The following is a 12,148-nucleotide window of genomic DNA, read 5'->3' as shown; positions in this document are numbered from 1 at the left end:
CGTTCAAATAACGTAGAACGATTTGTATTTTTTCATCAGCTGTAAATTTAGCCATAGAAAAACTGCACCTCCAATTGTTAGACTGTGTCTAACAATTGGGGTGCAGTTCATAATAATATATGTGACTTTTGCCTAATGGTGATAATTTTATAAATTCATTAACAAAATTCTTATTTTGATAGGAGAAGTGAAGATGAAATCCACTATTGAAGGATTGATGATTATTCTTTTGATTATATTGTTTGCGATTGGACAGGTTTTAAATATTTAACCAAAACGCTATTTTGTACTTAGTAAATGACAAAGCAGCTAGCTCAATGAACTAACTGCTTTATCGTCCAAGAAGAACAATACCCACAATACATTGTAACTAAAGGTTACAACTATAGTATGAGCAGAATCTAAAAAGTTATGCAAGAAAGCTAAATAAAAATTTCATTAAGCACAACAAAGCAGCTAGTTAATAAAACTAACTGCTTGCTGTACAAAAGAAATGCTCGCTTACAGAAGTAATTTGTAACTAAGAGTTACAAAAATAGTATGAACAGGCTTGAAAAAATTATTCGGAAATGAAAGAAAACCCAACAAAAACACTATTTTATACAATAAAACAGCTAGCGTGATTAGCTAGCTGTCTTGGTAAGAAAAGAAAACGGTGCTTATCAAATGATGCTTTTGTAATTGCGAGTTACAAACATAGTATGAGCAGAATCGAAAATATTATGCAAAAAAGAAAACCAAATAAAAACTTCATTTTGTAGAAATAAGGAAACTAAAAAAGAGCACCATGCATAAGTGCTCTTTAAGATAGGAGGTAACACTTTGAGCTGGGTCTAGGTTAGAAGTATATGGTGTAAAAAAAGAAATAAGAACAAGATTTTATTAAGTCAGTACAAAAAGCAGCTAGCAAAAGCTAACTGCCTCTCACAAGCACTGCTAAAAGGAACTACTTTGGGGAAAAAGTAGCTTGTACTTAGTGTTACCGGAAAATTGGAATTTATTCGAGAAAATGAAAAGTTGAATTACTAAATAAAGTCCATATAAAGAGCAGCTAGCAAAAGCTAACTGCTCGGCTCTCGACCAAGAAAGCTAGAGTGGGAAAAACCGGCTTTTTAAAGCCTTATTTATAGTGTTAGATAATTTTTAGAATTTTATTCGCTTAAAAACATAAAAAGAGCACCTAGCAAAGCTAACTGCTCCAACCATGGAATGTGGTTTGAAATGGGTTGTCTATAGTATTAACGGAATATTGATTTTTATTCAGGCCTAGAAGATGTTTTGCAAAAGAAAAGGCTAGGATTTCTCCTAGCCAGTCATAGGGTATTCGTGCATAGACGAATTTACGTATATTATAACGTAATAACTAACCGTTCGAGATGTTAATGCTGTTAAGTTTTTTTACTAGATAATTACATTTGTAAATTGAATGTAAAGTTAGATTTAAACAAAATAATCCTTTTAATAGAAAGCGAGGAATAACAATGGGACAAGGAAACCGTGGAATGGCTTTTGAGAAGCTTATCAATCTATCAAATGAAATGTATCAACGCGAGGGAGTGGCGCTTATAAACAAGCGTCCGACTCCTGTGAAGGTATTAAAAATGGTTTATGGCCGTGTGAAAGACGGTTATTATGAATCTAAAAGTACAGTAAATTATGACGGCGTGTATAAAGGACGAGCTATCGCATTTGAAGCAAAGTCTACAAATGAAATAAATCGATTTGATTTAAAGAATATTGCGCAGCACCAATTAGATTACCTAGAGAAAGCAGAGAAGATGGGAGCGATATGTTTCTTCCTAATGGAGTTTAGCAAGGACAAGTCAATATTCGTTGTACCACTATCGGTCATTCAATCTTATGTAAGGATGTCTCATCAACCGAAGGGCAAGAAGTCTATACCAAGAGCAGACTTTGATATTTATGGATACTTAGTAGAACAGACAGAGCGAGCGCTAATTGATTACTTACAATACGTAGATGAAGCAGTAGCACCAGTTATGTTTGATGGCGTGATTCAGATTGATCAGGACCATAAGAGGGTAGCGAATAACATTGAAGCAGCAAAAGAGAAGATGAACAACAAGAAACGTAAATTATTAAAGGCTTAATGGATAACGGAACCATGCAGAGTGGATGGTGGGGGCTACTCGCTATACAGGGTTCCCTTCTTCAACGGGGGACGGAATAAACATATTCCCTCTAGATATAATTACATTGTATAAAATGATTTGGTCAGCTAAGGGCCGCGACACCCGATGTATTGACCAGCTCTACGGAGCATAAACGAGAAGATTCTTAGTCTTCTCCTAGTCACCGAACGTAAAACGCGTAGCTAAGATAGCTGAAAAGTTATATGATGCGGTGGCTTGGAGAAGGTTGAGAGTACTCAGCCTTGATCTAAGAGAAACTTTTGCCATTTGTTTTCTCTCTTTTCTCCCATTCCCTTGAAAGCTGTCACTTCGGTGATGGCTTTTGTTTTGTAGGATATTCCTCTTTTCTGTCGAATAGATAGATTTAAAAGGAGTGTGGATACATGAAAGTGATTTATCATGATGTCGGAACAAAAATTTTAGAAGATGGATTTGTTGTAGAATCAAACGATATAGCAGGACTAATGGCTATCTTAGAAGCAACAAAAAAAGTAAGAATTAACAAAATGGAATTTAGGATAGATAATTACTCGCTACACTATGGTAGTGAAATGGAGCCGGAATTACATATTGATATAAGTTTATTATAAAAAGCATCCATAACGGGTGCTTTTCTTACGATTAGTCAACCTATATTTATAGATTTTTAATGGACTGGATATCACAAAATATAGATATCCATTTTTATGCATGCAAAATACCCCTAGCAGGGATTCATTTTTTTACTAGGGGCGGATATGGTATGATGAATGAAACTATGATGTTAGGCTGCTAACCGATAATCATAGTGTATATTGTGTGTAATAAGGTGAAGGAGAAGTTTCAATAACTTATTTACACATGCAATGGACGCAACTTTATGACATTTGTTATAGGGTTGCGTTTTTAATTTATCGTAGTACTCTATAATGTGATTTCGTCCGTAACGCCGTAGTTTAATCATATTTTGGATGATTAGGAAAAGTAATTTCCGTAAATATTTATTTCCACGTTTATTAATTTTATCTTTATAAAAAGTTTTACCTAATTGAAAGCGACGTATATCAATACCGGCATAGGCATTCAATTGCTTGTTACTCGCAAAACGAGTTATATCTCCTATTTCAGCCATTAAGCGTACCGCTGTATTTGGTCCAATTCCGGGAAGAATCAGAATGATACTATACTCTGCACGTTGTTCGGCTATAAATACCATCTTGTTAATACAACATTCCTTTTGTTGAAATAGTTCTTGATAACGTTTTGCGTATGCTTTAAGTTGATCACACAAGACATCATTTTGAGAAACAGCTGGATAGGAGTTTTTCGCTATTTCAAGTATTTGAATGGCTTTTTTCTCTGCCATAATATTTGATATTTTTTTATTGGTATTAGCACGAATACGATTTTTTATAATCGTTTTAGAAAGACTTAAAACACAATCTGGATGGGGGAATAGTTGAACAAAATTTAAAAATAACTCAGATTTACTCGTGAACATTTTTTCTAATTCAGGAAATGTTAATTGAATAACTTTATGCATACGACTACGAATCACTGATAATTCTCCATCTAGTTCGCTATAGAATCTCGAAAGAGATTTTAACTGATGGAATATGTGATTCGTTCCATGAGATACCCTTCGGGTAGCTGTAAAGTGGGTAAGAGCTAGGCGAAGTGCATCACTTCGGTCCGTTTTATGAATCCGTAAGGAATCACATTGTAGTTTTGCTTCTAAGGGATTTAATAGACAATATGTATACTGATTATCCTGCATAAATCATTCTAGCTGTCTAGAATAAATTCCTGTTGCCTCGAACACAATTTCAGGTAATTTACCAGTTTTCTCGGTAAGCTCATATATCTTTTTTTGTAGCTCTTTAAAATCAGGCTTCAAATGTTGGATTTCCTTTTCAAAGATACATTGTTTTTGTGCATTATAAATTACCATATAACTTTTACCCATACTGATATCAAAAGCAATTACGTGTCTCAAAAAGTTCCTCCTGATGGAAAATTGAAGTCTTCATCTTACACTTATCGATTCCCATTTCTTATACACGATCTCGAGGACCAACATACTAAAAACTGATTCAAATAAGGTAAGTGAAGAAGGTCAGTTTTTTTTACGGATTCAAAATCCCAAAGCACCCACGACCCTTTCTTCACTTCTACTATATAAAAAATAGTAGTGCGAACCAATGCCTTGGTCTGCACTACTAATCTTAGTATGTTTTCTTTGTTATATAGAAATTACACATTAAACGAGTGTACGATTGAATGAGACGAGCATATATTAATAAACTGTTATTTTTTTATAATCGTATTGGACTAGCACTTTATGGGTCTCTTTTTTATTGCACATAAGGAATTCCCAAACATACAATATCGAGTCAATGCCAACCAACTTATTCCTTTTCCGAGAGCTATATATTCCGCTATAAAGCTCTTTTATGTTGTGCCATTATAACGGGCAAGGCATTGTCATATATCTTATACTCAGAAGCTTAGGACACTTAATAGTGTTCTTTTTTTATTGAACAAAATGGACATTTGGTTAGGGGGATGAAGTATGGACTTTGGTTCTGCATTAGAATTATTAAAGTAAGGTGAAAAGAGTTGCGCGTGAAGGTTGGAACGGGAAAGGAATGTTTATTGTAAGGCAAAAAGGTTATCCTCAAGGAATACCTTGCAACAAACAAACCGCTGAAGCTTACGGATTGCAAGAAGGAGACTTATTTAAATGTGCTCCATATCTTCAAATGATGGCTGCCGATGGCGTATGTTATATGTGGGTTCCGTCTCAAGCTGATTTGTTTGCAAATGATTGGATTGAACTGTAGTTGATTAAACCAATAGCAATTATTGTAGGCGCTGCCGTGATCTGGGTGGCGTCTTGTTTGTTGTTAAGGAAAGATAAGGGGTAAATAAAAAAAGAGGACTAAAGCCCTCTTTTCAATAAATACCTAAGGTTTACGCACAAATTGGAATTCCTAACGCTATTAAAGTCAATGCTACTTGAAGAGAAATCTCTAATCTAGCAATTTCAATTCCAGCAACTGAGACAACTAAAAAAGGTTGGCCGTTTACGAATAAAACACAACTGTCCATGCTTACGCCTCCTTTCTAGCAATCTACTATAGTATATGAATCGAATAATAATATGTAATAGTTGAATCGATGGATTTAATAGAATTGATAGATTTGCCCTGTTTTACAAAACAAACGAACACAACGAACGAAAATAGAAAAGCAAGAATCAAATGATTCCTGCTAGGTGGAGAGTTGTGACTAGCATTCCGATAGCGCTAATAAATTCTGGTGAAATGTAAAGGTCTGATTTAAATCCGTTTGGTAGTTTTATTTTTAGTCTCAAATTTCGTCTCCTTTTGTTTTTTCCTTACGCAGGTATATACAAAACAAAAAGAAGTTCTCCACAAACGGATAAAAATAGAGATAGTTAACAATGAAGTTTTTACAATTTATAGTCACGTACACCTATATGTATGTATTAGATATAAAAATTACAGATAGATATAAATATATGTCGTTCTATAAGAATACTCTATTCTTCTTTATTTACTTATAATTATGTCTGTATTAATTTATTATGATATAGATGTTGATTTATAATATTTTGTACAAAATAAATAATTGGTTTTTTAGGGATAAAATCTATAAACTTCGATCCTTTTAATTCACATAATTTTCAAAACTTAATATTTAGATTGTTAATATTTGTTATATAATGGAATCAAGCCGTAATCAATATGGTTTCCCCGTTATGAATAATGAGATAATTTATGTGTCCCGTGTATTCGCTTTAACCTAAAAAGAACTTGTAGTGATTTCTACAAGTTCTTTTTGCTTTTCTTATTGTATTTAGAGTAGAAACTTTTAAATATAGCAGAAACAATAATGAAATATTTATCCCTAGTTTGCTAACAAAAATTTTGTATTTTTGAATTTTAATAGGTTTCATTAATAAAGATATTTAGACTATAGAATGAATCATTAGACTGTTAGAAAAATAAGCAAAAAGGGAAGAACCACCAATATTCTTCGCCTTTTGCCTGTAATTAGGGTTTCTATATTATTGAATATAGAAGATTATAAAATGTTGGATGCAACAGTTTACTCTTGAAATTATAGCAAGAGTAACAGGTATTTTTTTATGCAATATTGCATGAAAAGATCATTGTTTATCAAAGATACTGTCTAACGATAGACAGTAGTATATATTTTGTGTGTTTAGTTTTAAGTAAGATTTGATTTTAAATCAAATTCCCCTTGTAATATGAACGGAAAAACTCTATATAGGATGTATTTTTCTTTATTCTAAAAAACTATATAACAACTTGAAACTAGAATATTATTAATTTTTGAGTGTAAATAAATTAAACTTTAATTTTTAAACAAACGTTTGGTTAATTCTATGTAAACAATTTATAAGGATAAATTGAATTTAAAAAAGTTTCTTTATAGTGGAATAAAAGCTGCAAAATCAAAAAGATGAATTTTATCAATACGAGTTTTTGCTTTTATATATTAAAATAGAAGTACCCTTTCAATGTATGCTGAACCCCTTCACAAATCGTGGAGGGATTTTTCGTTTAATAAATGAATTTTACAAAATATACAAAAATGTTTAACTCATGAAATCCACTGATATCATTGGATTTTTATTTGGATATTTAACGACTTGTTTTGCAATTTATAAAATGATGTAAATTTAGTTTTACTTTTTACAGATGAATCTTCCTAAAAAGGGATCAGTGTTTATAAAGGCACACCCTTTGGTTCGCTTTTTATTATTACGTGTTCAAAGATATAGAGAGCATTTGATATACCTATAAAAGTGTACCTTTATAAACAGTTATGAGTTGTAGGTTAGTAACTAGAAACGAAATCAATTTTCTATTGACTTACAATTTGAATTTTATTAAGGAATAAAAAGGGCCTATACTTCACTGAAGTATAGGGGGAGAGACTACAAGCAATCAGTTATTAATTTTGAATAGATACTTAAATCGATGAATTTTCCATTAGATTTTTCACTTTTTCTTAGAGTTCCTTCTAATGTGAATTTTAATTTTTTTAACACGCTTATGGAATTTAGATTTTCAGGTTCAACTTTTGCTTCAATGCGGTTTAGTTTTAAATCAATAAATGCATAATCTATTAAAGCTGAGATTGCTTCAGGTGCATATCCTTTGCCCAAAAATGATTTTGAAATATCATAGCCGATCTCAGTTTTAGAGTTTTCAAAATCTAAGAAATTATAACCACATGAGCCAATGATTTGATTAGATTTTGCTTCGATAATAGTAAATCGGATTGCTTTATTGTTTTGAGCCAACTCATTTAGAAATTTAATCATATCTTTTGCCTGATCCTCATTAGTGAAATTAATAATATTCATGAATTTCGTAACATCTGGATCAGACCATATTTTAAATAAGCTTAATGAATCAGATTCTTCTGTTTTTCTTAAATATAATCTTTGTGTGTATAGTTCTGTAATCAATACTTTTACCTCCATTATATTGGTGATGGGTAAATGAAAAATATTGATATCTGTGCATAATTCAGCCCTTTCTACTCTTAGTTATTTTTTATTATACATGAGATAAATAGAGGGGGGAATTATGTGGTTTTTTATATCAACTTTGTTTCTTAATTGTTTATTCCATTTAATAGCACGCGTGATTTTATTAAAATGAGAGGAGAAAAACTCTTGAATAGAAAGGATATTTAGTAAAAATTTATTCAAAGAGAAAATCTTTACTTCAAATATCGGTACATGATTGATATTAGTAATAATGAAATAGCTATTTAAACTTTAGGGGAGGAACAATAATATGGCAAAAGTTCTAATGTTTAATTTTCCAGGAGAAGGACATATTAATCCGACAATTGCACTTGTTGAAGAACTAATAAAAAGAGGCGAGGAAGTTATTTATTATTGCGTAGAAGAGTATAGAAGTAAAATAGAGAATACAGGGGCTTTGTTTCGACCATATGAAAATTTCATATCACAAATAGACATGGTAAAAAGAATGAATGGGCAAATAAATCCTCAAGAACTATTATTACACATGGTGAAATCCATGGATAAAATAATAGGGATAATTTTAGAAGAAGTAAAAGAAGAAGAATACGATTATGTTATATATGATAATAATTTCGCTGTTGGATGGATTATAGCTGAAGTACTACAAATACCTAAAATTTCTTCATGTACAACATTTGCCATTACTAAAAAAATAGCATCTGCTCTTATGAAGGATCATGAAGAAGAGAATAAAAAAACTCCATTATATCAGAAAGTTATGCGTATTTTTAAAAAATGGGAAGATATTTATGGAATTACTCTTAATGAAAAACAAAATTTGATGACATGCCCAGGGGATATTACAATTGTATATACATCAAAATTATATCAACCAAATGTCGAAGAATTTGATGATTCTTATATATTTGTTGGGCCCTCTATTGCACAGCGTATAGATGTAGATTCTTTTTCCTTAGAACAGGAAAAGGGAAACAAGCTGATTTTTATTTCTATGGGAACTGTATTTAACCAGCAACTCGATTTTTATCACACATGTTTTGAAGCATTTCGAAATAGCTCGGTTACTGTCATATTAGCTGTAGGGAAGCAAAATGATATTAGTCAATTAAATAATATTCCTTCTAATTTTAAGCTATATAATTACGTTCCTCAATTAGACATTCTACAACATACTGATCTATTTATTACACATGGGGGAATGAATAGTTCCAGTGAAAGTTTATATTTTGGTGTTCCTATGCTAGTTATTCCAGTTATGGGAGATCAGCCTATAATTGCTCAAAGAATAGAAGAATTAGAAGCCGGAGTCCAGTTAAATCGTAAATTGCTTACTCCGGAGATATTACGTAATACAGCGATGCATGTGTTATCAAATGATATTTATACAAAAAATAGCCATAGAATTGGAGAATCTTTAAAAAATGCTGGAGGATATAACAAGGCAGTCGATAAAATTGAAACCTTTAAAATAGGTATTAAATAAAGCAAAACTATTGTGGCTGAAGAATTTGTGGAGCATGTGGTGATTGGTATGAAAATTCTATCGAATAACCTATCAGTTTTATATTGCTTATTGTTATTCAGTTAGTCGTTTATATCGTGTGTTTTACTGTAATCATGTTAATTTTTGGGATACTAGAAGTTGAATAATTAACAATAAATATGCTTGGTATATATGTTCTTTTTTGGTTATTACGGTATTAAGTTATATGATGATACAATATTTTCTTATGTACGGAACCCAAGCTAGTTTAGTTCAAATGAAACTGATGTTTATTATCTAATTAAGTGTATTTTGGTATGTTATTTAGGGTACCGCCACAAGCCTATCAATCTAGTGAAATGAAACATCCCCAAAACATCTTTCTTGTTTTTGGGGACATTATGAAAAAATAGCTTATTGGCTATGGACAGTATCCATATAGAAGGACTTTTTAAAAAGAGGTAGCTAAAATTCATCACCAAATTTAACTCTGAAATTGGTGAACAATGTTGATTATTTAATATAGAGTAATGTTTACAAATAATAAAGTTGGGTTTAAAATCTCTTTTTGTCTTTCGCGTACAATTCCCAGAATGACATAGTGCTCCCTAATAAAAGGAGAAATGAAATTTGAAATCATCTACAGATAATATTCTAGAAAGTGCAAAATCAAAAAATCAAGGGCAACCAATATGGAAATCAATGTCTATGTTTTTAGTTCCCTTGCTTTTAAGTAATATATTACAATCAGTTGGACAATTGTTTGGTATGGTAGTGGTAGGGCGATGGCTTGGTGTGAATGATTTAGCTGCTATTTCAGCGTTTTTCCCATTATTCTTTTTACTTGTATCATTTGTAATTGGGATTGGATCAGGTAGTTCGATTTTAATTGGTCAGGCATTTGGTGCCCGTAATGAAGATCGTTTAAAAGCTATCGTTGGTACGACGCTGACTTTTACCTTTATAATAGGAGCTATTTTGGCAGTAGTGGGAAGTATATTTGCCCTAAATATTATGCGCCTTATGGGTACGCCAGAAAATATAATTGATATGAGTGTGCATTATGCGCGTATCTTATTTATTTCTATGCCAGTTTTATTCTTATATTTTGCCTATACAACATTTATGCGAGGTACAGGAGATTCTAAAACACCATTTTATTTCTTAATTGTTAGTACAGCTTTAAATATGATTTTATTACCTATTCTAATTTTTGGCTGGCTAGGAATGCCGAAGTTTGATGTGTATGGGGCCGCTTATGCTTCTGTTATCTCAACAATTGTAACATTTGTTGTTATGCTTATTTATTTAAAGAAGAAGAATCATCCACTGCAATTAGATGAAACAGTACGGAAATATCTTCGTATGGATTGGGATTTATTAAAACTATTATTACGCCTTGGGATTCCAGCGAGTATTAATATGATACTTGTTTCGTTATCTGAGATTGCGGTAATCGCATTTGTGAATCGCTTCGGATCTGATGCGACTGCTGCATATGGAGTTGTGAACCAGGTTGCAAGTTATGTTCAGATGCCGGCAGTCAGTCTTGGAATTACGGTATCCATTTTCGCTGCACAATCCATTGGTGCGAATCAATTTAATCAATTACAGAAAGTTATTCGTGCTGGAATTGTTATGAACTATATAATTGGTGGAATATTAATCGCTCTTATTTACTTGTTTTCAAGAGAAATCCTATCGTTATTCTTAACGAGCCCGAATACAATCGAAATTGCTCATAGTTTAGTGATGATTACACTTTGGAGTTACTTAATTTTCGGTCATGCTCAAATTATTGGTGCGACAATGCGAGCAAGTGGAACTGTACTATGGCCCACTGTTATCGGTGTCGTATCAATATGGGTTATAGAAGTTCCAGTTGGTTATTACCTTTCTTATCATACAAATCTTGGTATAAGAGGAATATGGATTGGATATCCAGCTGCATTTATTATGAGTTTACTTTTGCAATACGGATACTATAAACTTTCATGGCAGAAGAAACGAATTTCACGACTTGTTAGTTAGAATAGAAGGTGAAATTGGGTTTTAGAGCATATATAAGACGAGGAATTGGAGGACTTTCCGCTTTCTTCTTATATAAAAGTTGAAACAGCAAAGAGAAATATTCCAGAACTAGAAGATGAAATCGATTTTCAGCGTTATTTTAATAAGGATACACCTTACGACTTTTATTACTCGGATAAGATGTTTGCACTAAGAATTTTACAAGACGAGGGGCGATTCAATATGGCAAACATTAATGGTGTATGGGAAAGGTATACAGAAATGGTTTTAAAAGATGAAGAACCTTTCTACAAATGGGATGATATGAAATATGTTGGTTCGGGCATTTTCGGTGATATTAAAGAAGAAAAATTAACACAGAAAGAGATCATGAACTTTGCTGTTGAAATGAGGAAAAAGAAATAGAAGGACACAACTATACACTAAGAAAACTCTAGAAGATACGGAATACGAAAAAATGAACCGCCTTATAAAACTGAAAGTAAACTTTTGAATGAAGTTTACTTTCTTATTGTCGACCAAGACTGTGTTGTAAATGCTCATAGCATTATACGTTGGATTTTAAAAAATGTGTTAATGTGTAAAGCTTTTCAATAAATGTTTTACTTTGGGATTTATTATGTAGAACATAAATGAGTTAAACAAAAAACCTAGTAAAAACTAGGCTTTTTGTTTGAAAAAAATACCATTTTCATCTTAATACATCTTTAATTTCACTCTATTTTATACAAATTTTTATAAAAAGTTCCAAAGTAAACTAATAAATATTAGTTTATAGTTTCTTGCTTCAACAAATACGTCAAAGTGAAAGTTTAGACTTTCTTGTCTAAATAGTTTAGCGATTCTTGTCCTTGTACAACTACAACTGTAAAAAGACATGAAAGTTTAAACTAAAATCACATGAACAATGATAAATAGCCATTACCA

Annotated in this window: 8 protein-coding genes and 1 pseudogene; 6 read left to right on the top strand and 3 right to left on the bottom strand. The window is 31.9% G+C overall.

Going from position 1 to position 12,148, the window contains the following annotated elements; genetic code table 11:
- Positions 1 to 1,481 precede the first annotated feature (1,481 nt).
- Both MR167_RS28015 and MR167_RS28010 read left to right on the top strand, forming a co-directional pair.
- Positions 1,482 to 2,111 (top strand): Holliday junction resolvase RecU, encoded by a 630-nt coding sequence (locus tag MR167_RS28015; RefSeq protein ID WP_078994987.1) that lies wholly within the window; start codon positions 1,482 to 1,484, stop codon positions 2,109 to 2,111.
- Positions 2,112 to 2,536: 425 nt separating this feature from the next.
- Positions 2,537 to 2,743, top strand: coding sequence for a hypothetical protein (locus tag MR167_RS28010; RefSeq protein ID WP_000864873.1), 207 nt, complete (start codon positions 2,537 to 2,539; stop codon positions 2,741 to 2,743).
- A gap of 173 nt (positions 2,744 to 2,916) precedes the next feature.
- Here MR167_RS28010 and MR167_RS28005 read toward each other — a convergent pair.
- Positions 2,917 to 4,128, bottom strand: a pseudogene (locus MR167_RS28005) (IS110 family RNA-guided transposase).
- Positions 4,129 to 4,741: 613 nt separating this feature from the next.
- On the opposite strand from MR167_RS28005, the gene MR167_RS28000 reads away from it, so the two are divergent.
- Entirely contained in the window at positions 4,742 to 4,975 is a 234-nt protein-coding gene (locus MR167_RS28000; RefSeq protein WP_404841147.1) for a DUF2829 domain-containing protein, read from the top strand.
- Positions 4,976 to 5,105: 130 nt separating this feature from the next.
- Here the strand turns inward: MR167_RS28000 and MR167_RS27995 are convergent, their stop codons facing one another.
- Positions 5,106 to 5,243 carry a DUF3956 domain-containing protein gene (locus tag MR167_RS27995; protein WP_000376550.1) on the bottom strand — a complete coding sequence of 46 codons (138 nt, stop codon included), beginning with the start codon at positions 5,241 to 5,243 and terminating at the stop codon, positions 5,106 to 5,108.
- Between the two features lie 1,879 nt (positions 5,244 to 7,122).
- Positions 7,123 to 7,659 (bottom strand): GNAT family N-acetyltransferase, encoded by a 537-nt coding sequence (locus tag MR167_RS27990; RefSeq protein ID WP_242316017.1) that lies wholly within the window; start codon positions 7,657 to 7,659, stop codon positions 7,123 to 7,125.
- A gap of 334 nt (positions 7,660 to 7,993) precedes the next feature.
- Here MR167_RS27990 and MR167_RS27985 point away from each other — a divergent pair, with 334 nt between their 5' ends.
- The 3 genes from MR167_RS27985 (at position 7,994) to MR167_RS27975 (ending at position 11,626) form a co-directional block, all read left to right on the top strand.
- Positions 7,994 to 9,190, top strand: a complete 1,197-nt coding sequence (locus MR167_RS27985) for a macrolide family glycosyltransferase (RefSeq protein ID WP_242316015.1) — start codon at positions 7,994 to 7,996, stop codon at positions 9,188 to 9,190.
- 630 nt (positions 9,191 to 9,820) lie between these two features.
- Positions 9,821 to 11,221 carry an MATE family efflux transporter gene (locus tag MR167_RS27980; RefSeq protein ID WP_242316014.1) on the top strand — a complete coding sequence of 467 codons (1,401 nt, stop codon included), beginning with the start codon at positions 9,821 to 9,823 and terminating at the stop codon, positions 11,219 to 11,221.
- A 45-nt stretch (positions 11,222 to 11,266) separates the two neighbouring features.
- Positions 11,267 to 11,626 (top strand): hypothetical protein, encoded by a 360-nt coding sequence (locus MR167_RS27975; protein WP_242316012.1) that lies wholly within the window; start codon positions 11,267 to 11,269, stop codon positions 11,624 to 11,626.
- Positions 11,627 to 12,148: the final 522 nt, after the last annotated feature.

The organism is Bacillus cereus group sp. BfR-BA-01355 (assembly GCF_022663675.1).
Lineage (GTDB): Bacteria > Bacillota > Bacilli > Bacillales > Bacillaceae_G > Bacillus_A > Bacillus_A thuringiensis_S.
The sequence above is the reverse complement of the archived record's forward strand: the minus strand, read 5'-3'. Positions and strand labels throughout refer to the sequence as shown.